The sequence below is a fragment of the Microlunatus soli genome (assembly GCF_900105385.1).
GTDB lineage: Bacteria > Actinomycetota > Actinomycetes > Propionibacteriales > Propionibacteriaceae > Microlunatus > Microlunatus soli.
In genome coordinates this window covers 2444813-2467115 of record NZ_LT629772.1, presented here as the reverse complement: position 1 = coordinate 2467115, position 22303 = coordinate 2444813, and the positions used below count along the sequence as shown (strand labels likewise).

18 protein-coding genes and 1 tRNA gene are annotated in these 22303 nt (G+C 67.3%); 10 read left to right on the top strand and 9 right to left on the bottom strand.

What is annotated here, in order from left to right:
• Positions 1 to 82: 82 nt before the first annotated feature.
• Genes BLU38_RS11400 through BLU38_RS11385 form a run of 4 tightly spaced genes read left to right on the top strand, consistent with a single transcriptional unit; the run spans position 83 to position 5566 of the window.
• A complete protein-coding gene (locus BLU38_RS11400; protein WP_091524610.1) occupies positions 83 to 1684 on the top strand; it encodes an ABC transporter substrate-binding protein in 1602 nt (533 codons plus the stop codon).
• The gene (locus BLU38_RS11395; RefSeq protein ID WP_091524607.1) at positions 1681 to 2682 is read left to right on the top strand and encodes an ABC transporter permease; all 1002 of its coding nucleotides are present in this window, start codon (positions 1681 to 1683) and stop codon (positions 2680 to 2682) included. Before BLU38_RS11400 ends, BLU38_RS11395 begins: the two co-directional genes overlap by 4 nt.
• A complete protein-coding gene (locus BLU38_RS11390; protein ID WP_091524602.1) occupies positions 2679 to 4580 on the top strand; it encodes a dipeptide/oligopeptide/nickel ABC transporter permease/ATP-binding protein in 1902 nt (633 codons plus the stop codon). The genes BLU38_RS11395 and BLU38_RS11390 overlap by 4 nt, the downstream gene beginning before the upstream one ends.
• Positions 4577 to 5566, top strand: coding sequence for an oligopeptide/dipeptide ABC transporter ATP-binding protein (locus BLU38_RS11385; protein WP_231920296.1), 990 nt, complete (start codon positions 4577 to 4579; stop codon positions 5564 to 5566). The genes BLU38_RS11390 and BLU38_RS11385 overlap by 4 nt, the downstream gene beginning before the upstream one ends.
• A gap of 10 nt (positions 5567 to 5576) precedes the next feature.
• On the opposite strand, the gene BLU38_RS11380 is transcribed toward BLU38_RS11385, so the two are convergent.
• Positions 5577 to 6614 carry a LacI family DNA-binding transcriptional regulator gene (locus BLU38_RS11380; protein WP_197680079.1) on the bottom strand — a complete coding sequence of 346 codons (1038 nt, stop codon included), beginning with the start codon at positions 6612 to 6614 and terminating at the stop codon, positions 5577 to 5579.
• A 225-nt stretch (positions 6615 to 6839) separates the two neighbouring features.
• Here BLU38_RS11380 and BLU38_RS11375 point away from each other — a divergent pair, with 225 nt between their 5' ends.
• From BLU38_RS11375 to BLU38_RS11360, 4 genes are all read left to right on the top strand, one after another.
• A complete protein-coding gene (locus BLU38_RS11375) occupies positions 6840 to 8237 on the top strand; it encodes a glycoside hydrolase family 5 protein (RefSeq protein ID WP_231920295.1) in 1398 nt (465 codons plus the stop codon).
• Positions 8234 to 9343, top strand: coding sequence for a zinc-binding dehydrogenase (locus BLU38_RS11370; protein ID WP_091524595.1), 1110 nt, complete (start codon positions 8234 to 8236; stop codon positions 9341 to 9343). Before BLU38_RS11375 ends, BLU38_RS11370 begins: the two co-directional genes overlap by 4 nt.
• A gap of 45 nt (positions 9344 to 9388) precedes the next feature.
• Positions 9389 to 11104, top strand: coding sequence for an IlvD/Edd family dehydratase (locus BLU38_RS11365; RefSeq protein ID WP_091524592.1), 1716 nt, complete (start codon positions 9389 to 9391; stop codon positions 11102 to 11104).
• Between the two features lie 266 nt (positions 11105 to 11370).
• Positions 11371 to 13086 carry a DUF222 domain-containing protein gene (locus tag BLU38_RS11360; protein WP_157683389.1) on the top strand — a complete coding sequence of 572 codons (1716 nt, stop codon included), beginning with the start codon at positions 11371 to 11373 and terminating at the stop codon, positions 13084 to 13086.
• Positions 13087 to 13099: 13 nt separating this feature from the next.
• Here BLU38_RS11360 and BLU38_RS11355 read toward each other — a convergent pair whose 3' ends face one another.
• The 7 genes from BLU38_RS11355 to BLU38_RS11325 all read right to left on the bottom strand — a co-directional run bounded on the left by BLU38_RS11355 (position 13100) and on the right by BLU38_RS11325 (position 19721).
• Complete coding sequence (locus tag BLU38_RS11355) at positions 13100 to 14044, bottom strand: aldo/keto reductase (RefSeq protein ID WP_091524585.1); 945 nt, start codon at positions 14042 to 14044, stop codon at positions 13100 to 13102.
• Positions 14045 to 14046: 2 nt separating this feature from the next.
• Positions 14047 to 15105 (bottom strand): NAD-dependent epimerase/dehydratase family protein, encoded by a 1059-nt coding sequence (locus tag BLU38_RS11350; RefSeq protein WP_197680078.1) that lies wholly within the window; start codon positions 15103 to 15105, stop codon positions 14047 to 14049.
• Positions 15102 to 15473, bottom strand: coding sequence for a tautomerase family protein (locus BLU38_RS11345; protein WP_091524581.1), 372 nt, complete (start codon positions 15471 to 15473; stop codon positions 15102 to 15104). Before BLU38_RS11345 ends, BLU38_RS11350 begins: the two co-directional genes overlap by 4 nt.
• A gap of 30 nt (positions 15474 to 15503) precedes the next feature.
• On the bottom strand, positions 15504 to 16292 hold the full coding sequence (locus BLU38_RS11340; RefSeq protein ID WP_091524578.1) for a carbohydrate ABC transporter permease: 789 nt from the start codon (positions 16290 to 16292) through the stop codon (positions 15504 to 15506).
• Positions 16285 to 17172, bottom strand: coding sequence for a carbohydrate ABC transporter permease (locus BLU38_RS11335; protein WP_091524576.1), 888 nt, complete (start codon positions 17170 to 17172; stop codon positions 16285 to 16287). The genes BLU38_RS11340 and BLU38_RS11335 overlap by 8 nt, the downstream gene beginning before the upstream one ends.
• A complete protein-coding gene (locus tag BLU38_RS11330) occupies positions 17169 to 18560 on the bottom strand; it encodes an ABC transporter substrate-binding protein (protein WP_091524572.1) in 1392 nt (463 codons plus the stop codon). The genes BLU38_RS11335 and BLU38_RS11330 overlap by 4 nt, the downstream gene beginning before the upstream one ends.
• 120 nt (positions 18561 to 18680) lie before the next feature.
• Positions 18681 to 19721 (bottom strand): LacI family DNA-binding transcriptional regulator, encoded by a 1041-nt coding sequence (locus BLU38_RS11325; protein ID WP_091524567.1) that lies wholly within the window; start codon positions 19719 to 19721, stop codon positions 18681 to 18683.
• A gap of 116 nt (positions 19722 to 19837) precedes the next feature.
• On the opposite strand from BLU38_RS11325, the gene BLU38_RS11320 reads away from it, so the two are divergent.
• Positions 19838 to 20749 (top strand): DUF2510 domain-containing protein, encoded by a 912-nt coding sequence (locus tag BLU38_RS11320; RefSeq protein ID WP_091524563.1) that lies wholly within the window; start codon positions 19838 to 19840, stop codon positions 20747 to 20749.
• A gap of 86 nt (positions 20750 to 20835) precedes the next feature.
• On the opposite strand, the gene BLU38_RS11315 is transcribed toward BLU38_RS11320, so the two are convergent.
• Positions 20836 to 20922 (bottom strand) — tRNA-Ser (locus BLU38_RS11315).
• A 120-nt stretch (positions 20923 to 21042) separates the two neighbouring features.
• Here BLU38_RS11315 and BLU38_RS11310 point away from each other — a divergent pair.
• The gene (locus BLU38_RS11310) at positions 21043 to 22302 is read left to right on the top strand and encodes an alanine racemase (protein WP_091524560.1); all 1260 of its coding nucleotides are present in this window, start codon (positions 21043 to 21045) and stop codon (positions 22300 to 22302) included.
• The last annotated feature ends 1 nt before the right edge of the window (position 22303 follow it).

Genomic DNA, 22303 nt, shown 5'->3' with positions numbered 1-22303 from the left:
TCCGGCACGGGCCCGCTCGACCGGGCCGGACTGCTCCGGACGTTCGTGCCGGGCTCACTGCAGAGCGGGGGAGGGTGTTGTCATGCGGCGCAGGCCGACGACGCCGGCTGCCATCGTCGTGGCGGCGGTGTTGACGCTGTTGGTGACGGCGTGCGGCGGCGGTGTCCAGGAGGCGACCTCGTACACCACCTTGGATCGCAACGGGACCTTCCGGATGGATCTGGGGAGCGACCCGGGCAGCATCAACCCGTACGAGAGCACCGGCGGCCTGAACCGCCAGGTGTACGCGTTCGCCTACGACACGCTGGTCGGGCGGGCGCCCAGCGGTGAAGCGGTGCCGCAACTGGCGTCGTCGTGGAAGGTGACGCCGAAGTCGGTCACCTACACCTTGCGTGACGACGTCACCTGCAGCGACGGGACCGAGCTCAAGCCCAGCGACGTGGCCGCGGACTTCGACTACATCAAGAATCCCAAGACCTTGTCGCCGTGGGTGCAGTTCTCGGTCCCGGTCGACTACAGCGTCTCCGCCGATGATCGGGCCGGCACCTTCACGATCACCTCGACGACCGCGTTCGGTTCACTGCTGCAGGGCGCCGGCGCGGTGCCGATCGTCTGTCCGTCGGGGCTGAAGAACCCGCAATCGATCCAGCACGCCACGGCCGGCACCGGCCCGTACGTGATCACCAAGTACGTACAGGGCGATCACTACGAACTCGCAGCGCGGGAGGGTTACCGCTGGGGTCCGGATGGTGCCGCGACCGACGAGCCGGGGATGCCCAAGAAGGTCGAGATCGCCTTTGTGGCCAACGAATCCACGATGGCCAACCAGCTCGTCGCCGGCGAGATCAACGCCGCTCAGATCACCGGACCCGACCGGGCCCGGCTGGACGAGACCCGTGGCATCAAGCGCTTCGACCTACCGGTGATCGTGGGCGAGATCAATTACAACGAGGCCGCCGGCCGGGTGTTCCGCGACACCGCGGTGCGGAAGGCCGCCACCATGTCGCTGAACCGCCGTGATCTTGCTTCGGTCAGCACGGCGCGGCAGGGGACCCTGGCCAAGAACCTGATCGCCGAAGCGCCGGTGCAATGTCCGGGCGATGAGACCACCGGGTCCCTGCCCGAGCGGGATCTCGATCGAGCACGCCGGCTGCTGGACTCGGCCGGCTGGCGTCCCGGGCCGGACGGGATCCGACGCAAGGACGGCAAGCCGCTGACGATCAAGATCATCTACCAGACCGGTGCCCCGCAGACCGAGTCCGCGGTCGAGCTGACCGGACAGTATCTGAAGTCGATCGGCATCGGCACCCGGCTGGTCGGCCTGACCAACGCCGCATTCCTGGAATCGCTCTACACCACGGCCGACTTCGACATCTTCTACAGTGCGATCAACGTCGACTTCCCGTACATGGCCTCGACCTTCTTCGGCGGTGCCACACCGGCCGACGGCGGACGCAATGCGGGCGCGATCGACAATCCGGAGTTCGCCCGGCTCTCGGCCAAGGCCGCGGCCGCACCGGAGAAGAAGTCCTGCCCGTTGTGGATCGCGGCGCACAAGGCGCTGCTCTCCCGGGCCGATGTGGTCCCGATCTCCAACGGCAACCGGCCCTTCTACACCTACAAGGCGACACTGCAGACAGTCGGGTTGTTCGCCGTGCCGACCAGCATTCGGGTGTACCGATGACGGCCGCGACACTCGATCAAGCCGGTGCCGCGGTGCGTCGGACGACCGCTCGCCGCTGGGGATGGTTCATCGGTCGACGGCTGCTGCGGCTGGTGATCTCCCTGTTGATCTTGACCTCGGCGACATTCGTGATGATCCATCTGATCCCCGGGGACCCGGTGCAGGCGGCGTTGGGTGAGCAGGCGACACCTCAGCTGGTCGAACTGCGTCGTCACCAACTCGGGCTGGACCGGCCGTTGATCGTGCAATACCTGGACTACCTGCGTGGTGTCGCCACCGGCGACCTGGGCAACTCGATCGTCACCGGCGCGCCGGTCTCCGACCTGCTGGCGACCCGATTCCCCAACACCCTCCGGCTGGCGATCCCGGCATTCGTCCTGGTGATCCTGATCTCGGTGCCGATCGGCCTGCTGACCGCCGTCCGTACCCGGAACGGTCGCGGTCGGCTGACCCGCGCAGTGTTCGTCAACATCACCGGCCTGTTCAACTCGATCCCCGACTTCGTCCTGGCGACGGTGTTGACGATCGTCTTCGTGATCGGGCTGCGGGCGTTGCCGGCGGCCGGGGACGAGAGCATCGGGTCCTACCTGTTGCCGGTGGCCGCGCTGATCGCCGGCCCGACAGCGTCGTTGGCGCGGATCGTCCGGGTCGAGGCGCTGAAGGTGCTGGACACCGAGTACGTCCGCGCCGCACGAGCCAGGCGGCTGCCGACGCTGCTGCGCTACGGGCGCCACGTGCTGCCGAACATGATGACCGCCGCGCTGACCTTCAGCGCGATGATCCTGGCCGGCCTGATCGCCGGAACCGTCCTGGTGGAGAACGTGTTCGGCTGGCCCGGTGTCGGGTTGGTGATCTCGCAAGCTGTTGTGCAGAAGGACTATCCGCAGATCCAAGGCGTCCTGCTGGTCCTCGGCACCACGGTGCTGGTGCTGAACATGGTCGTGGACGTGCTGCTCGGTGTGTTGGATCCGACCTCACGGATGGGGGACCGTTCATGATCAGCCGACAAGCCGGGGGCCGGTCGCGGTGGACGGTCGGGGCGGTGGTCCCGTTGGTGCTGATCGGCTGGTTCGCCTTCCTCGCGATCGCCGGCCCGGCGATCTGGGGTGCCACCGCCGAGCGCACCGATCCGCTGCATGCCGGACTCGGGATGAGCCTGGACCATCCGATGGGCACCGATGATCTTGGTCGCGACGTGTTGGCTCGGACGCTGGTCGCGATCCGGCGGTCGCTGGTGCTCGCGGTGTTGTCGACGGTGATCGGCGGCTGTGTCGGAGTTGCGCTCGGCCTGGTCGCAGGGATGGCGGACCGGATCGGCCGGATCGTCGGCGCGTTGATCACGACGCTGATCGCCTTCCCGGCCCTGTTGCTGGCGATCTTCTTCGCGGTCCTGTTCGGGATCGGGACGACCGGCAGCGTTCTGGCGGTCGGTGCCGCCTTCGCGCCCGGGTTTGCGCGATTGTCCCAGACCCTGTCGGCCTCGGTGTCGACCCGCGAGTACGTCCAGGCGGCCCGGATGCTGGGCAAGAGCCCGGTCAGCATCGTGCTGCGGCATGTGCTGCCGAACATCGGCGAGCCGCTGATCCTCTACACCACCATCCATATCGGAACGGCCATCCTGTCCCTGTCCGGGTTGAGCTTCCTCGGACTCGGGGTGCAGCCGCCGAGCTATGACTGGGGCCGGATGCTCAGCGAAGGGCTGACCAGGGTCTACGTGTCACCGGGGTCGGCATTGGCGCCGGCGATCGCGATCGTGCTCGCCGGGATCACATTCAACCTGGCCGGCGAGCAGCTCTCCGACGTCCTCGGTGGCCGCGAGGCCGCCGCCCGAACGGTGACGGCCGAGGCCGCTGAGCTCGTCCCAGGGGCCGAGGACGTCGATCATGATCAACCGTCGGTGCTGCAGGTGCGTGGCCTGCGCGTCGTCTACGGCGGCCGGGATCGGGTCGCGACGCCGGTGCGTGATGTCTCGTTCTCCGTGACGCAGGGACAGACGGTGGCGATCGTCGGGGAGTCGGGCTCGGGCAAGAGCATGGCGACCTCGGCCGTGGCCCGGCTGGTCGAGCAGCCGGGTTCGGTCGCCGCTCGTGAGTTGCGCCTGGCCGAGAGTGACCTGTTGGGCCCCGACGCCGAACGTGTCCTGGGCCAGAACCTGGCGATGATCTTCCAAGATCCCGGGGAGGCGTTGAATCCGGCGATCAAGATCGGCACCCACCTGATCGAGCCGGCGGTCGTGCATCGCAAGGAATCCCGGGCGACCGCCCGTGCCAAAGCACTGGAGGTGCTGCGGTCGGTGGCGATCCCGGACCCGGAGCGACGCTACGGCCAGCATCAGCACGAGCTGTCCGGCGGCATGAAGCAACGGATCTGCATCGCGATCGCCCTGATGGGGGAACCGAGACTGTTGATCGCCGACGAGCCGACGACGGCCCTCGATGTCACGGTGCAACGTCAGATCCTGCGGCTGATCGCCCAGGCCGGCGAACAGACCGGAGCGAGCATCCTGTTCATCTCCCACGACATCGCCGTGGTCTCGGAGATCTCCGATCGGATCGTGGTGATGTATGCCGGCTTCGTGGTGGAGGACGCACCGACCCCGGACCTGCTGAGTGCACCGGCCCACCCGTACACCGCGATGCTGATGGCGGCGAGTCCCGACATGACCGCCGACCTTGATCAACCGCTGCCGACCTTGGACGGCACGATGCCCCGGGCAGACGAGGATCTCCCGGGCTGCTATTTCGCGAACCGCTGCCCGCGGGCCGACGAAACGTGTCGGACCAGTCGTCCGCCGCTGACCACCGCCGGCGACACCGATCGGCGGGTCGCCTGCTGGCATCCGTTGACCGCGGGCGATGCGCTGATCTCCAACACCCGAGAGCAGGTTGCATCGTGACCGCCGGGCTGACCGTGCAGGACCTGACGGTCCGCTACGGCCAGGTGACCGCCGTTGACGACATCAGCTTCTCCGTCGCACCGGGCACCGTCCTGGGGCTGGTCGGCGAATCCGGGTCCGGCAAGAGCACCGCCGCCCGTGCCGTCGTCGGACTTGCGCCGGCGCAGGGATCGATCATGCTCGACAATGTTGATCTTGGTCGGCTACCCGGCCGGCAGGCCCGGCGGGAGCGACGCCGGCTGCAGATGATCTTCCAGGACTCGCGAAGCGCGCTGGATCCGAGATTCACCGTCGCGCAATGTGTCGCCGAGGGGTTGCCGTCGGCTTCCGGTGTTGATCATGGTCGGCCGGATCCGGCTCGGGACGCACCGCGGAGGAGTCGCGGTCGGATCGCCGAACTGCTGGAGCTGGTGTCACTGGACACCGGATTGATGAACGCCCGCCCGCGGGCGTTGTCGGGTGGCCAGCGGCAGCGGGTCGCGATCGCCCGCGCATTGGCTGCGGAGCCGGACGTCCTGGTCGCCGACGAGGTGACGGCATCGTTGGACGTGTCCGTCCAGGCGGTGGTGCTGAATCTGTTGCGTCGGCTGCAGGCGGACCTCGGCCTGACGATGATCTTCATCAGCCACAATCTGTCGGTGGTCCGCTACATGGCCGATCAGATCGCCGTGATGTACGACGGACGGATCGTCGAGCAGGGCCCGACCGCTGACCTGATCGCGGGCCCGGAGCATCCGTGCACCCGATCCCTGCTGGCGGCCATTCCCCAGATGGGGCAGCGACGGTTGCTGTCCGACGAGGGAATCGAGGCCTCCGTGGTCAGCGGACCGGCGAGCGCGCCCGGCTGCGCCTATCGCCTGCGCTGCCCGATCGGACCGGCTGCGTCGTCGGACGGTCGGGAGATCTGTACCTCCACCGACCCGATGGCCGAGGCATTCGACCGGCACCATCAGACTGCCTGTCATTTCGCGTCCGTCGGATCCTGAGGATCGGGGATCAGCGGTTGGGTGCTGCAGCGGTACTGGACCGGACCACCAGCGTCGTCGGCAGCTCGGTGCGCGCCACCGGCGGCCCGTCCGCCTGCTCCGTGCGGTCCAGGATCGCTCGGACCGCCAACCGAGCCAGCTCGGGGATCGGCGCCCGGACGGTGGTCAGCGCCGGCAGCACCCATTGCGACATCGGCACGTCGTCGAAGCCGATCACGCTCAACTCGTCGGGGACCGACAGTCCGTGCCGCTGGGCGGCGGCGTACACCCCGAGCGCCTGTTCGTCGTTGCCGGCGAAGATCGCGGTCGGCGGGTCGTCCAGCTCCAACAACGCGGACGCGGCCCGCTCGGCCGAGTCGTAGTGGAAGTCTCCTTGCCCGATGAGCTGCTGGTCGGGCGTGATTCCGGCCCGTTCCAGTGCGGCTCGATATCCGGCCAGCCGGGCCTGGCTGCACAGGTAGCGCATCGGTCCGGTGATGGTGCCGATCCGACGATGTCCGAGTTCCAGCAGATGTTCGGTGGCGGCCAGTCCGCCGCCCCAGTTGCCGGCGCCGAAGGACGGCACGTGGGAGGCGAAGTCGCCCATCGGATCGACCATCACGGTCGGTACGTCGAGCTCGGCGATCCGCCGCTGAGCATCATCGGCGAGCACCGATCCCAAGATCACCCCGACCGAGCCACGGGAGGCGATGGTGTCCACCCATCGATCGTGGCTGTGTTCCTCGTCGAGGACCGAGACGACCACCGAGATGCGCTGGTCGCGGGATGCCTTCTCCACGCCGCGGATCATCTCGGTCGCCCAGGGCGAGCCCGGATCGGTGAACACGATGTCGATCAGCCCGGGGCGTTTCGCCTTGCGCGGGCTGGACGGAGCGCGCGGAGGCTTGACGTAGCCGTGCGTGTCCAGCGCGGTCTGGATCCGTTCCCGGGTGGACTCGGCAACATCTGCCCGCCCGTTCAGCACCTTCGACACGGTCGCCACCGAGACACCCGTCTCAGCGGCGATGTCGGAGACGGTCACCTTGCCCGTCGGAACGTTCGATGCCAACGCCTGCCCTCTCGATACCTGACCCGGTGTGCATCCCATCATCGCAGAGACCGGTTCGAAACTCGTTCGAAACCCTCGATCGCCGAATCGGCTGCCATCGTGCCGCAGCGTTCTGGGATGATCGGCGAGCGAGGATCAACGAAACTATCTCTATATGGACTGAAAGTTGCTCGACGAGTTTCGTCGCATTATCGTTCTGACCATCCGTCCAGCGAAGGAGCCGTCGTGAGTACCCCCGTCACCGCCAACAAGCTGCCATCGATCCGCACCGACGGCACCCGATTCGTCGACGATTCCGGTCGCGCGATCCGGTTGCGCGGGGTTTGCCTCGGCGGCTGGCTGAACATGGAGAACTTCATCACCGGATACGCCGGCAACGAGTCGCTGATGCGCTCGACCGTCCGGACGGCGATCGGAGCCGACCGCGCGGACCGGTTCTTCGAACGGCTGCTGACCCGCTTCTTCGACGCCGACGATGCGGCCTTCCTCGGACGCAGCGGCTTCAACGTCGCCCGGATCGCGATCAACTATCGCCATCTGGAGAGCGACGACAAGCCGTTCGAGATCATCGAGGACGGCTTCCGGCACCTGGACCGGGCGATCGAGCTGTTGGCCCGGCAGGGCATCTACTCGATCATCGATCTGCATGCCCTGCCCGGTTCGCAGAACCATCACTGGCACTCCGACAACCTGACCCACGTAGCCGCCTTCTGGCAGTACCGGCACTTCCAGGACCGGGTGGTCAACATGTGGCAGGCGATCGCCACCAGGTATCGGGACAACACCGCGGTCGCCGGCTACAACCTGATCAACGAACCGGCCGACGAGACCGGCGAGCTGGTCGGCCCGGTGTACCAGCGGATCTTCGACGCCGTCCGAGAGATCGACGCCGATCACACGATCTATCTGGACGGCAACACCTACGCCACCGACTTCTCCGCCTTCGACGAGGCGTGGGACAACACGGTCTACGTGCTGCATGACTACGTGGCCGCCGGGCTGGGCCGCGGAACCGGCTACCCCGGGACCACCGACGGCGTCTACATCGACCGTGACTACGTGGAGCAGAAGTTCCTGCAGCGCTCCGAATTCGCCCGGCGGACAGGCACCCCGTTGCTGGTCGGTGAGTTCGGACCGATCTACACCGGCGACGAGGTCCAAGATCGTCAGCGACGCCAGATCCTTGATGATCAACTCGAGATCTATCGACGGTACGACGTCAGCTGGACGTTGTGGATGTACAAGGACCTCGGTCGGCAGGGGCTGGTCTCGGTGAAGCCGGAATCGCCGTACCAGCAGCGGTTCGGTGACTTCGTTGCCAAGAAGCGTCGGCTGTCGGTCGATCAGTGGGGCAGTGACGGCGAGGGCCCGAAGGACATCACGGGCCCGGTCCAGGAACTGATCGCACGCGAGTTCCCGAACTTCGACCCGTACCCGTGGGGACGCTTCGACTGGGTCCGGACAATGCTGCTCAACCTGCTGATCGCCCAACCGATGGCCTCTGAGTACGCTGACCTGATGAAGGGACTGGATGACAGCGAGCTGGACGCACTGGCCGACTCCTTCGGTTTCGACCAGTGCCAGGTGCGGCAATCGCTGCTTGATCAACTCCAGAACGGATGACCACGACCACGCGCGCCGCCGTGCTGCGGACTCCGGGCGAGCCGCTCACGGTGGAGGAAGTCGAGTTGGATCCACCGCAGCGCGGCGAACTCCGGATCCGGGTCGAAGCAGCCGGCGTCTGCCACACCGACTACCACTACATGACCGGCGACATGACCTGCCGGCTCCCGTCCGTGCTCGGCCACGAGGGAGCGGGAGTGGTCGAGGAAGTCGGACCGGGCGGCCGCAGCGGCGTGCAACCGGGCGACCGGGTGGCGATGCTCTGGCGACCGCACTGCGGCGCCTGCCCGGCCTGCCTGGCCGGCAATCCCGTGCTCTGCCGACTCGGCCGTGTCCAGGCCCAGACCGGTGGCCTGCCCGACGGCACGTCGCGGATCCGTCGCGGCTCGGAGACCCTGCACCACTTCCTCGGCGTCTCCTGCTTCGCCGACCAGGTGGTGGTGTCGGAAGACGCGGTCGTCCCGGTGCCGGACGGGGTCCCGGCCGAGATCGCCGCGATCTCCAGTTGTGCCGTGATCACCGGACTCGGCGCCGCGCTGAATGCCGTACGCGATGCGGCCGGTCGGCCGCTGGTGGTGCTCGGCGCCGGAGGTGTCGGGGTGTCCGCCATCCTCGGTGCGCGCCTGATCGGTGCCGACCCGGTGATCGCGATCGATGTCGACCAGCGTCGGCTCGACGCGGCGCGACGTCTCGGTGCCGACATCGTGATCAACGCCGGCGATGCCGACCCGGTCGAGCAGGTGCTCGACCTGACCGGCGGCGGAGCGCCGTGGGTGATCGAGGCGGTCGGTCGACCGCCGACGTTGCAGCAGGCCCTGGCGATGCTGTCACCGCGGGGCAGCCTGGTGATGGTCGGGCTCGGAGCGGTCGACGCGACCTTCGCCGTACCGGTCAATCTGCTGGTCCAGCAGCAGCGCAGCATCATCGGTTCGCTGTACGGCTCGAGCAATCCGTTCGTCGACCTGCCCCGGATCTTCGCCCTCTACGCCGACGGCAAACTACCCCTCGACGACCTGATCGGCGAGCGGATGCGGTTGGATCAGGTGAACGACGCGTACGCCGGACTGGTCGGCGGTGCGGTCGGGCGGACCATCCTGCGTCCATGATCAACTGGGCCCAGGAACAACGAGCGATCCGGCGAAGGAGTCGAGATGACCGGCCTGCGGAGTGACAACTGGTACGGCGGAGACAATCGGGACGGTTACATCCATCGGGCCTGGATGCGGCGCGGGCTGCCGCAGAGCGCCTTCGAGGGCAGGCCGCAGATCGCGATCGCCAACACCGCCTCCGACCTGACCCCGTGCAACGCCCACTTCAACGAGGTCGCCGAGTCGGTCAAGCAGGGTGTGTACGAAGCCGGCGGGATCCCGCAGAACCTGCCGGTGATGTCGCTGGGCGAGACCAACGTCCGGCCGACCGCGATGCTCTGGCGCAACCTGGCGGCGATGTCGATGGAGGAGATGTTCCGCGCGAACCCGGTCGACGGCGTGGTGCTCCTCGGCGGCTGTGACAAGACCATCCCGGCGCTGCTGATGGCGGCGGCGTCGGTCGACCTGCCGGCCGTGGTGATTCCTGGCGGGCCGATGCTCAGCGGCAGTTTCCGCGGTCGGCCGATGGCCTGCGGCACCGACATCTGGAAACTCAGCGAGGACGTTCGCGCCGGTGCGATGACCCAGGAACTCTTCCAGCGTTCGGAATCGTCGATGATCCGCAGCCGCGGGCACTGCAACACGATGGGCACCGCCTCGACGATGGGGATCGTGGCCGAGGCACTGGGGATGACCATCCCGGGGTTGGCCGGCACTCCGGCTGCGGACAGCCGGCTGCTGGAGGCCTCGCATGCCACCGGTCGGCTGGCCGTGGATCTGGTCCGGTCCGACCGGCGCCCGAGTCAGGTGATCACCAAGGCCGCCTTCCACAATGCGATCGTCGCCCTGGGCGCGATCGGCGGTTCCACCAACGCCGTGGTGCATCTGCTGGCGATCGCCGGGCGGCTCGGCGTCGACCTGAGCCTGGACGACTTCGACCGAATCGGCAGCAACGTGCCGATGCTGGTCAACCTGCAGCCGGCCGGCGAATACCTGATGGAGGACCTGTTCCGGGCCGGCGGTCCGTTGGCCGTCCTGCAGCAGGTCAAGGACCTGCTGGATCCGTCGGCGATCACCGTCACCGGCAAACCGTTGGTGGACTATCTGACCGACCAGGAGATCTGGGACAGTGCCGTCATCGGTACCCGTGACGCGCCCATCCAGGATCACGCCGGGATCGCCGTGTTGCAAGGCAATCTGGCGCCGCTGGGTGCCATCATCAAGCCGGCGGCGGCAACACCCGCGCTGCTCACCCATCGCGGCCGCGCCGTGGTCTTCGACTCGGTGGAGGACTGCCATGCCCGGATCGACGATCCGGACCTCGAGGTCGATGCCGACTCGGTGCTGGTGTTGCGTGGCTGCGGACCGAAGGGCTATCCGGGGATGCCGGAGGTGTCCAACATGCCGCTGCCGACCAAGTTGCTGCAGCAGGGCATCCGGGACATGGTCCGGATCTGCGATGGTCGGATGAGTGGCACCGCCTACGGAACGGTGGTGCTGCACGTCGCACCGGAAGCCGCCGCCGGTGGTCCACTGGCGCTGGTCCGCGACGGCGACATGATCGAACTCGATGTGCCGAACCGAGTGCTCCGGTTGGACGTCTCCGATGAGGAGCTGGCGACCCGCAGCGCGGAACCGGCGATGACCGAATCCGTCGCGCATCCGTTGCGGGGCTGGGAAAAGCTGTATGTCGACCATGTCGGCCAAGCCGACACCGGCGTCGATCTCGACTTCCTGGTCGGCGCCACCGGCAACGCCGTCGGTCGCGAATCCCACTGAGCGCAATGTGATCCGAGGCGTCAGTCGCGCCAATCGGGATCGAACTCGGTCACCAGGGTCTCGAACAGGTCGAACGTCACCGCGTCAACGCCGCTCACGGTCAGCACCATAGCCCGCTGGCGGACTGCATGGCAGGGCGACCGCGCCAGATCGACGTGCTGTAAGGAAAAGCACGAAGATGATCGTGATCGGACCGTTACTTGGGCGGGTCGATCTGGGCATGATCGACGGGTGTTCTGTCGGAGGTCGTCCGTAGTGTGTTGATCATGGAAACCGGCACCGACGTTGGGGACGAGGCGGTGCCGCGCGACCATGATCTGGCAGATGTCGATCTGGCCACGCTGGCAGCCGATGCCGCCGCCTGCGTGCAGGCCGAGATCGCCGCTGGCTGTCGGTTGTTGCGGCTGGCGGCCTGTTGGGCCGACCACCATCCGGCCGATGGGATCGTCCATCAGCGCACCCGATTGGCGGTGGCCGGCGAGCGCTCGATGCGTTACGGCGGTGACGGCACGCCGGACATCGCGGAGGGAGCTCCCGCCGGCTTGGGCCTGGAGATCAGGATGAATCCCCGCCAGGCGGCCAGCTTGATCGCCGACGCCGTGGATCTGCGACACCGACTGCCGCGGCTGTGGCGACGGGTCTGCGAAGCGCAGCTGCCGGCCTGGCAAGCCCGACGAGTCGCCTTCCGGACGCGCACCCTGAGCCGCGAGCAGGCCCGGCTGGTCGACCGCCGTCTTGCGGGACGCGTCGGCCAGGTGTCGCGCCGTCGGCTGGAGTTGTTGATCGACGCCGAGCTGCTGCGCGCCGATCCGGATCGGGCTGCCAAGGTCGCTGCGGCGGCGCAGTCCAGGCAGGTGTGGCTGGGGCAGAGCAACGAGTACGGGGTGAAGGACTTCTACGCCCGGATGGACGCCGCCGATGCGATCTGGCTGGACGGCACGGTCGATCGGTTGGCTGACATCCTGCTGGCCGATCCCGAACGGCTGCCGGCCGGCATCCCGGACCGGGGCGCTCGCACCAAGGCCGAATGGCGTGCCGTCGCGCTCGGCCTGCTGGCCCGCCCGCTGATCGCGGCCCGGCTGCTCGCCGAGGACGCCCAACCCGACCTGTTCGACGACCTCGGCCTCCCCGGCACACCTTCAGGACCGGACACCGACTTCACCACCCGGCCGCAACAGAATGGCGGCGCCGAACCTGCTGACCGGCCATTGCTGTCCCTGCAGGGTCTTGAGTCTGTCGGAGGGCCGGAATCCGTTGCAGGACAGGCATCTGACGCCGCGGCCGACACAACTTCGAAGGATCGCGCCGACGATCTCGCTCCGCCCGCGCCAAAGCCGGACGCGATACCGGTGGCGTTGTCGGCGGCCGACCGGGAACGGCTGCTCGGCGAGCTGGCGCGACGGATCCGTCCTGACCGGCTGGCTCCTCGCGCCGTGCTGCATGTCCACCTCAACGCCGAGGCGCTCCTCGACCCCGACGGGCCTGACGGTCACGTCGTTCGCACCGAGGATTTGGGCGCTCAGCTCGGCCTCACCGTCAAACAGTGGCTACAACGCACTCGACTGCGAGTGCAACCCATCCTGGATCCCACCGACCTGCCCGCTGTAGATGCCTACGAAACTCCCGGCTGGATGGCCGACGGCCTCTTCGAACGCTCCCCGGCCAGCGTGTTCCCGTTCACTTCCGCGATGGGACGCCGGCTGCAGAAGGACCACACCCTTCGCTATCGACCACCACCCGCCGGGCCGCCGGGCCAGACCGGTGGCCACAACCTCGGCCCACTGGCCGTCGCCGAGCACCGGCCCAAGACCTTCGGCACCGTCCGTGTCGCCCAACCCCAACCGGGCAGCTACGTCTGGCGCACCAGCTTCGGCCGGGTGATCATCACCAACCCGACCGGCACCTTCGACCTCGGTGCCGGATCATTCCCTGACGCCCTGTGGCGGCTGGTCCGAGAGCACGGACTCTCCGGCACGGGTTGACTTCCTGATCGGCTCAATCCAGCCGGGAGGTGGTCGGGGCGAGTGCCTCGATCTCGGTCCACAACGCGTCGGGGATGCTGACGGCTGCGAGGTCCAGGGTCTGCTGTACCCGGTCCGGTGCCGAGACGCCGACCACCGTGCTGTCCACCAACGGGCTGCGCAGGGAGAACTGCAGCGCTGCCGCGGCCAGCGGCACCTCGTACCGGGCGCAGGCCCGCTCGATGGCGACGGCACTGTCGATCAACTCCTGGTCCCGCTCGCTGTAGGCGTAACTGCGGTTGACGCTGGGCCCCTTGGCCAGCATTCCGCCGCCGTACGGAGCCGCGTTGATCACTCCGATCCCGCGTTCGCGGGACGTGCCGAAGAGGTCGGTCGCAGACCGATCCAACAGGGTGTAGCGGTTGTGGTTCAGCAGCACCTCGAATTCGCCGGTGTCGACATACTGCTCCAAGATCGACAGCTTTCCGCCGGCTACCCCGATGTGGTCGACCGCTCCTTGATCACGCAGCTCGATCAATGCCCGGGCAGGTCCGTCCGTGGCCATCCCGTCTTCGAATGAGATCCGTTCCGGGTCATGCAGGTAGAGCAGCGGGACCCGGTCGACGCCAAGCCGTTCCTTGCTCTCCTGCCAGGACTGCCGGACCCGTGCGCCGGAGAAGTCGGTGGAACCGCGGACCGGGTCGACCTTCGTTGCCAGCAAGACGTTGCTCGGCAGGCCGCCTGCTTGCCGCAGCGCGGCACCGATCCGCAGTTCGGAGGACCCGTCGACGCCGTAGCTGTTGGACGTGTCGATCATGGTGATCGGGCTGTCCAGGGTGGCCAGCACGGTGTCGATGGCGCGCTGCTCGGCCACGCTGTAGCCGTACAGCCGCTCCATGCTGCCCAGCGGGCTGGTGCCGATGCCGATCGCCGAGCATTCCAGTCCGGTGTCGCCGAGCCGGTGGGTGGCCAGGTCCATGATCACTTCTCCTTCGGTGCGAAGCCGGAGGCTGTTTCGGCGATGGCGTGTTGGGCATCGACCAGCCGCTGCAATACCTCTGCGTCGCCGGGCTTCGGACCGGTGCTGTCCGGATGATCCGCACGCCACTGCGCCATCCTTCGGGCAGCCCGGTGGAAGGTCAGCTGGGGTGCGAACGCCGGCACGTAGCTGCGCAGCTTGCTGTTGTCGAAGACCGCGCTGTGTCCGATGTCCCACAGTGCTTCGTACGACCAGAACCAGTCCGGCGCGATGACCGGGAACAGCTCGGACGGCAGGTGGGTCAGCTTGGCCTCGACTCCGAGGGCACCGGCGACGATGGTGTAGATCTGGTCCCAGGTGTAGACGTCGTCGCCGGTGATGTGGAAGGTCTCGCCGATCGTCCGTGGGTTGCCGAGAAGGCCGATCAGCCCGACAGCGAAGTCCTCACTGTGGGTCAAGGTCCACAGTGACGTGCCGTCGCCGTGTACGACGATCTCCTCGCCGCGGGCGAGCCGGTCCACGGCCGCCCAGCCGCCGGGTAGCGGTGGGTTGGCATCGTCGTAGGTGTGCGACGGCCGGACGATGGTGGCGGGGAATCCCTTGTCGGTGTAGGACTCCAGCAGAGCTCGCTCGGTCTCGGCCTTGGCGTTGGCGTAGGGGAACAGTGGGTTGTGGGCCGGCACCGACTCGGTGATCGGCGAGCGGTGCACCGGCTTGGCATACACCGAGGCGGAGCTGATGTGGACGTACTGCGCGGTCCGTCCGGCGAAGACGTCGACCATCCGGCGGGCGTCGTCGGCGTCGAAGGACAGGAAGTTGATCACCGCGTCGTAGGTCCGGTCGCCGAGCGCGGCCAGCAGCGAAGCGGTGTCGGTCACGTCGGCGGTCAACGTGGTGACAGCGGCGGGCAGCTCGCGTTGGGCGGCGTTGTTGCCCCGGTTCACCAGCGTGACGTCCATCCCGGCGGCGACGGACAACCGGACGCAGGACGCGCTGATGGTGCCGGTGCCACCGAGGTAGAGCACCTTCAGTGGTGCGCTGTCGTAATCCAGCATGATCATTCTCCCTTCATCGCCGTGCCGGCGAACCAGTCTTCGAATCCGTTCTCGACGATGCAGATCAACACGTCGTCCGGGCGGACACCGACCTCGGCGAGGCGGCTGGTCATCGCGTCGTACAACTTCTGCTTCGCGGCAACCGGATGCATGTGCACCATGGTGATCCGGATCAGCAACAGGTGCTGACGGTCGACACCGCCGAACGTGGGCGAGAAGACGAACTCGCCGGGTTCGTGCGGCCGGTAGACCTGGAACAGGTCATCCGCGGGTGCGTTCAACACCTCGAGCTGGGCGTCATGGACGGCCTTGCTGATCTCCTCCTTCGAAGAGTCGAACAGCTCGCGTTCGAGGTCGATCTGGATCAGGGGCATGAAGTCGATCTCCTTGAGGTCGGGTTGTTGTCATTTGATCGCGCCGGCGGACAGGCCGCGTTCGAAGAGACGTTGCAGGCAGAGGTAGGCGACGACCTCGGGAATGGCGGTCAACACCGCCGAGGCCAGCACCTTGGTCTGATCGTTGCTGAACTGTCCGATGAAGAACTGCGGCACCAGGGTGATCGTCTGCATGCTCGGGTCCTGCAGGAAGACCAGCGGCATCAGATAGTCGTTCCAGGCGCCGACCAGGGTGAAGATCAACACCGCCGCGGCGATCGGCCGGGTCAGCGGGATCACCAGGTGGATGAAGGTGTGCAGCGTGTTGGCACCGTCGACCCGGGCGGCCTCGAACATCTCGTCGGGCAGCCCGTTGATGAAGGTCCGGGTGAGCAGCACGGCGAACGGTACCTGCAACGCCGCCAGTGGCAGGATCACCGCGAGGTAGGTGTTGTAGAGCCCGAAGGCGGTGGCCGTGGTGAACAACGGGGTCAGCAGCACGACCTCGGGCAGCGTCAGACAGGCCAACAGCAACCAGAAGTAGATCTCCCGGCCACGGAGATGCAGCTTGGCGAAGCCGAAGGCGGCCAGCATGGTGACCAGATAGACCAGGACGATCACGGCAGCGGCGATGATGGCACTGTTCAGGAAGAAGCGGGCGAACCCCGGGACAGCCAGTACGGCACGGTAGTTCTGCCAGCCCTGGCCGGCGAGCGATCCCTTCACCATCACCACCAACGGGAAAGCGAACGGCAGGATCAGCAAGGTGATCAGCAGCTGCAGGATGATCTTGCTACGGCGGGTCCTGAATTCAAACACGGGGCACCTCCCGCTCCCGGCCGCGGATCTGGAAACCGATGGCGATCACCAGGGCGACGACCAGCAGGATGATCGACAGTGCCGCACCGTAGCCGACGTGCGCCTGCGGGATCGTCATCCGATAGATGTAGGTGCCGAGGAACTCGGTGGCGTAGTTCGGGCCGCCGATCGTCACCAGGTAAGGGACATCGAAGGTCTTCAGGGCGCCGATCGCGGCCAGGATCGCCAACGCCAGCGTGGTGCCCCGGACGCCGGGCCAGATGATGCTGACCAGCACCCGGAAGTTGCCGGCACCGTCGATCCGGGCTGCTTCCAGGGTCGAGCTGTCGATCTGGCCCATCGCTGCGAAGTAGAGCACGAAGGTGACCCCGGTCCACTGCCAGATGGTGATCGCCATGATCACCGGCAGTGCTGTGCTGGGCTGGCCGATCCACGGCTGGGTGAGGAAGCCGAGCCCGATGTGCTCCAGGACCCAGTTGAACTCACCGTCCGGCGCGAAGATCTGACGGAACACCGGTGCCATGATGGCCGGCGCCAGCACCACCGGGATGAAGATCAACACCTTGTAAACGACGCCGAGCCTGACCGAGGAATGCAGCAACACCGCGAACAGCACCCCGAGCAGGGTCTGCACGCCGAAGGTGACCACGAAGAAGATCACCGTGTGCCACAGGGCCTTCCAGAAGATCGGGTCGGCAATGATCCGGGAGTAGTTGCTGAGCCCGACGCGTGCCGGATCGGCGCTGACGCCGTCCCAGTCCAGGGTGGACACGAATCCGGTATAGCCGATGCAGTAGTAGATCAGCCCGACGGCGAGGACCAAGGCGGGAAGGATCCACGGCAGGCCGGTCGGTGGGCGGAGCTGACGGCGGGCGCTCATCGTTGCACCGCCGCGGCGGCCTCGGCCGCCTGTTGCAGAGTCTGGGCGGCCTCCTGTGGTGTGGACTGGCCGGTGGCGACGGCGGACGCCGAGGCCTGCATCGCGGTTGAAACGTCCTGATTGACCAGCGACATCCGCGGCTCGGTCACCGTACTGGTCTGCTTGACCAGGCTCTTGATCCAGGGGACCTGCCGGTCGTCGACCATTGTGATCTTGTCGAAGTCCGGTTGGATCGACCGTAGTGACGGCAGGTCCAGCAGCGAATCGGCGACCGCGTGCTGGCCCTGTTCGCTGGTGGTCATCCAGCGCACGAAGGTCTTGGCTGCGGCCCGGTGTTCGGAGCGGATGTTCACCGACAGGCCGTAGTCGGCGTCACCGAAGAGCGCACTCGGATGGTGCGAGCCGTCCACCCGGGGGAACGGGATCGGCTGCATGGCGAAGGGCTGCGGATCGGCGACACCGGCGGCGCTGAGCGAGCTCTGCATCCCGGTCCTGGTGCTGTTGATCATGTACCAGGTGCCCATCATCACCATCGCGTACTTGCCGCTGAGGAAGTCATTGTTGGCGTCCGGATACTGCTGGTAGCCGATTGCTCCGGGCTGCATGATCCCGGAGTCGAACAGGTCCTTCCAGGTCTGCAGTGTCCTGATGATCACCGGGTGGGTCCACTTCACCTCGCCCTTGGAGGCCTTGGTCCAGATCCCGGGCTGGATCGAATCGGCGATCGCCTGCAGGGTGTCTTGGTTGAAGCCGGCCCCGGCGGCACCCTGCACGAAGCAGCCCTGGTCATGGGACCGGAACACCTTGCAGACCTTCTTCCACTCGGCCATGGTCCGGGGCGGCTGCAGGTGATACTTCGCGAACAGGTCGGGATTGATCCACACCGAGCCGGCGTAGGTCTGGCCGACCGACAGTGCAGTCAGTTTGCCGTCGTAGGTCAGGCCCTTGACGCCGATCTCGGCCAGTTTGTCCTTCCAGGCCGGGCCGAGGGCATCCTCGGCCAGCGGCGTCAGGTCCTCGGTGAAGCCCTTGAACCGCTCGACCCGTTGACCGGGCTCCATGTCGAACACGTCGGGGCCGCTGGACGAGGCGAGGGCGGGCCGGAGTGCCGCATCCCAGGAGTCGATGGATACCAGCCGGAAGGTGACGTGGATGTTCGGATATTCCTTGTTGAACGCCGCGATGTACTGCTTGGCGACCGCGGCGTCGGTCGGTGTCCAGCCCCACCAGGTGATGTTTCCCGAGGTGGGCGAGCCGGGCGGCGGTGGTTTTCCCGGGCCCGGCACGCAGCCGGTGCTGGCCAGAGCAGTCACCGCAGCGGTGATCGCTGCGGCGAAGATCATCCCGAGTCGACGCAGCGACGCCCGTGAGACGTGCACGGAGCGCATCGAAGTATTCCCCTTCGTCGCGGAGGACTGCGAAGGCCGAGGCTCACCCGACGCGCCTCCGAACGGCGCGATCGTACCTTCGCAAGTTTCTGCGATAGTAGCGAAACTTGAGCGAAACGTCTACGGATCGAGGTCGATACTTGCTGTACTTTCGCGTACGACCAGCGAGGTGGCGACCTCGATCCGCGGAACGGTGAGGTTCGGGTCGTCGCGCAGTGCACGCAGCAGCCGGGTCGCCTCCTTCGACATCTCGGCCAGCGGCACCCGGATGGTGGTCAGCGGCGGGGCGGTCCACGGCGCCAGCGGCAGGTCGTCGTAGCCGACCACCGACAACTGGTCAGGAATGCCGATCCGCAGTGCCCGGGCGGCCTCGTACACGCCGAGTGCCTGCACGTCGCTGCCGGCGAAGATCGCCGTCGGCCGGTTCTCCCGGGTCAGCAACAGGTGCCCCTGGGCCAGGCCGTCGGCGTGATGGAACTCGCCCGGTCGGATCAGGTCGGGATCGACGCTCAGTCCGGCCGTCTCCACAGCGGCGCGGAAGCCCGCGACCCGTGCGGTGGAGACCATCAGGTCGCTGGGGCCGGTGATCATGCCGATGGTGCGGTGTCCGAGATCGAGCAGGTGCTTGGTTGCCGCGTAGCCGCCGCTGAAGTCGGCCGATCCGATCGACGGCACGTCGCCGCGCCCCGAGCTGTCCGGGGAGTCGCCGGCATCCATCGTGACCAGGGGGATGTTCCGAGCGCGGAGTTGCTTGATCTGCTCCGTGGGCAGCGTCGAGATCAGGCTGATGACTCCGAGCGGATTGCGATTCAGGACCCCCTCCAACCAAGCAGGGTCGGCCGCGTGCCGGTCGTTCGTCCCGGAGACCACGACTCCCATCGCCTGCTGGCGGGCGATCCGTTCGACCCCGCTGATCGCCTCCACCGCCCAGGCGCTGTCCACCTCGTAGCAGAGGATGTCGATCAACGGTGCGATCGGGCGCGGTGAATTGCGGCGGTTGTAGTGGCGCCGATCGAGCAGTTCCTCGATCTCGGTGCGGGTTTCGGCAGAGACTCCCGGCCGGCCGTTCAGCACCTTGGAGACGGTGGACACCGATACTCCGGCGGTCCTGGCCACCTCGGCAAGGGTTGCTCGGGGTGTGTCGTCGGACGTGCCTGACATGTCGGCCACCTTATCTGTTTCGTTGTCGACCGCGACTGTTTCCTTCGTCGGTCACCCGACCCGCCGGCCCGCTACTCTTCCTCTTCGGTCAACTCGGCGTGTTGTGAAGGGGCGGCGTGAATCCTCCTGGGTGGTATCCCGATCCGGCTGGCACTCCTGATTCGTACCGATGGTGGGACGGCAGTTCGTGGACCGCGGCCACGACCTTCTCGCCGGCCACGACGCCGCCGCCGACCGGCTCCGACAGTGGATCGGCTCCGGCCGCGCCGGTCACGGAGCGGCCGAGGTCGAAGCGCACCCGGTTGCTGGTCGGTGCGGCAATCGGCGTGGTCGTGATCGCAGTGATCGTTGCCGGTGTCTGGTGGGGAATGGCGCGCTGGCGCAGCGACTCCGGCGAGAACCCCGTCGTGCCGCTGCCGTCCGGGTCCGCCAGTGCCGACCCGTCGCCCTCTGCGGGGCCGTCGTCGGGGTCCGGCAAGGAGGTCGACCTCAACTGCGCCGGCGGCAATCAGGTCGCTACCGGCAGTCAGGCGCCGATCTATGCCTCCAGTGGGCTGCAGTACGAAGGCGTCAAGGACTGGGGGTTCCGCTACGACAAGACCCAATGGTCCTGGCTCGATGATCAAGCCGTCTGGGGCACCACCAAGATCAAACCAACGGACCAGGACTGGGCGGCCGGCATCGCGATCGGCGGGATTCGGTCGGAGAACGGGTTCGGTGACCCGGCGGACGCGGCGGACCAGTTGATCAGCTGCCTGACCAGCTACGGCTTCATGAACGACGGCAGCTGGAAGGTCACCGAGGAGGAGTCCGAGGACGTCACGGTCGACGGCATGGCGGGCCACCGCACGGTGCATCTGCTCAGTGACGGCGCCCAGGCCGACTATCCGGGCTATCGGGTCGTCACGGTGGTCCTGGACACCGGTCAGGACGGCACCCTGGGGACTTGGATGAGCTTCGCCCCGAAGGGGGAGCCGACGACGTCGGCCCAGATCGAGGCCGCCGAGAAGACCCTGGTCAAGCACTGAATCCGGTTGCCACCCCACAACCACAGAACTCCGTCCCGGATCATCCGGGACGGAGTTCGCAGTTTCGGCCGCTGTCGGCCGATCGGCGGTGGCGGCGGGATTTGAACCCGCGGAGGGTTTGACCCCTCACTCGCTTTCGAGGCGAGCTCTTTAGGCCGCTCAGACACGCCACCGCCGGAGAGATTACCAATCCTGCAAGCGGAGCGCGAAATCGTTCGATGCCCTGGTCGGCGCGGCCATCCCACGCGAGCACGGGTCGACGGACCCGGGAGCGGCGGGGATAGGGTCGCCGTGTGAGCCATCTGGACGCGTTGCGCGACAATCTGATCACCCTCGACCTCCGGGACAAGAACTGGAGTCCGGCGCTGGCCGCGGCGCCCGGGCCGGCGGAGGTGGACGTGCCGCTCGCGGAGGTGTCGACGCCCGTCTTCACCCTCGATCTCGACCTGGTCGCCGGCAATCTGACCGCGATGCAGCGTTGGGTCGATGATCATGGGGCGTCGCTGGCCCCACACGGCAAGACCACGATGTGTCCGGCGCTGTGGCAGTGGCAGCTGGCGCAGGGCAGCTGGGCGATCACGGTCGCCAACGAACCTCAGCTGCGGGTCGCCCGGGATGCCGGCATCGGCCGGGTCGTGGTGGCCAATGAGTATCTGTCGCCGGTCGGGCTGCGTTGGCTGGCCGGTGAGCTGGACGCCGATCCCGATTTCGAGGTGACCACCTGGGTGGACTCGGTCGCCGGCGTCGAGCAGATGACCGGCCTGCTGGAGGCAGCGGGTGCACGGCGGCAACTGCCGGTCTGCGTCGAGATCGGCCACCCGCATGCCCGCGCCGGTGTCCGAGAGCATGACGATGCGCTGACGATCGCCCGCGCCGTGGTCGACTCGCCGCGGCTGTTGCTGCGCGGCGTCGCCGGCTACGAGGGTTCGGTGCCCGGCGACAGCCCGCAGACTCGGGTGGACGCGGTCAAGGTGTTCCTGGCCGCGATGGCAGATCGCTTCACGGCGATCGCGCCGCTGGTGGAGACCGACGACGCGATCCTCACCGCGGGCGGCAGCGCGCACTTCGACCTGGTCGCCGAGATCCTCGGACCGGTGGCGGAGCGGACGCCGAACGGACGGCTGCTGCTGCGGTCCGGCGCCTATATCGTGCATGACGACGGCATGTACGCCGGTCTGACGCCGGCCGCGACCAGGACCGGCCCCGAGCTGCAGGCCGCCGCCCATGTCTGGGCTCGAGTGGTCTCGGCGCCGGAGCCGCACCTGATCCTGCTGGACGCCGGCAAGCGTGACCTGCCGTACGACGCCGGGCTGCCGACCATCCAGCAGGTGCTCACGGCCGGCGGGCTGGCCCCGGCGCCGGCTGCGACCATCGTGAACACCAATGATCAACATGCCTACGTCGAGCTGTCCGAACCGGGCAGCTTGAAGGTCGGCGACGTCGTACGGCTCGGGTTGTCCCATCCGTGCACGATGTTCGACAAGTGGCGGTCGGTGCTGTTGGTCGAAGGAGCCGAACCCAGGATCCGCGGCGCCGTCGCGACCTACTTCTGAT

Bases quoted from the DNA above. Each gene is read 5' to 3' on its own strand.
- BLU38_RS11390 (WP_091524602.1), top strand. From the start codon at position 2,679: ATGATCAGCCGACAAGCCGGGGGCCGGTCGCGGTGGACGGTCGGGGCG.
- BLU38_RS11345 (WP_091524581.1), bottom strand. From the start codon at position 15,473: ATGCCCCTGATCCAGATCGACCTCGAACGCGAGCTGTTCGACTCTTCG.
- BLU38_RS11365 (WP_091524592.1), top strand. From the start codon at position 9,389: ATGACCGGCCTGCGGAGTGACAACTGGTACGGCGGAGACAATCGGGAC.
- BLU38_RS11360 (WP_157683389.1), top strand. From the start codon at position 11,371: ATGGAAACCGGCACCGACGTTGGGGACGAGGCGGTGCCGCGCGACCAT.
- BLU38_RS11355 (WP_091524585.1), bottom strand. From the start codon at position 14,044: ATGGACCTGGCCACCCACCGGCTCGGCGACACCGGACTGGAATGCTCG.
- BLU38_RS11330 (WP_091524572.1), bottom strand. From the start codon at position 18,560: ATGCGCTCCGTGCACGTCTCACGGGCGTCGCTGCGTCGACTCGGGATG.
- BLU38_RS11350 (WP_197680078.1), bottom strand. From the start codon at position 15,105: ATGATCATGCTGGATTACGACAGCGCACCACTGAAGGTGCTCTACCTC.
- BLU38_RS11400 (WP_091524610.1), top strand. From the start codon at position 83: ATGCGGCGCAGGCCGACGACGCCGGCTGCCATCGTCGTGGCGGCGGTG.
- BLU38_RS11370 (WP_091524595.1), top strand. From the start codon at position 8,234: ATGACCACGACCACGCGCGCCGCCGTGCTGCGGACTCCGGGCGAGCCG.
- BLU38_RS11325 (WP_091524567.1), bottom strand. From the start codon at position 19,721: ATGTCAGGCACGTCCGACGACACACCCCGAGCAACCCTTGCCGAGGTG.
- BLU38_RS11395 (WP_091524607.1), top strand. From the start codon at position 1,681: ATGACGGCCGCGACACTCGATCAAGCCGGTGCCGCGGTGCGTCGGACG.
- BLU38_RS11335 (WP_091524576.1), bottom strand. From the start codon at position 17,172: ATGAGCGCCCGCCGTCAGCTCCGCCCACCGACCGGCCTGCCGTGGATC.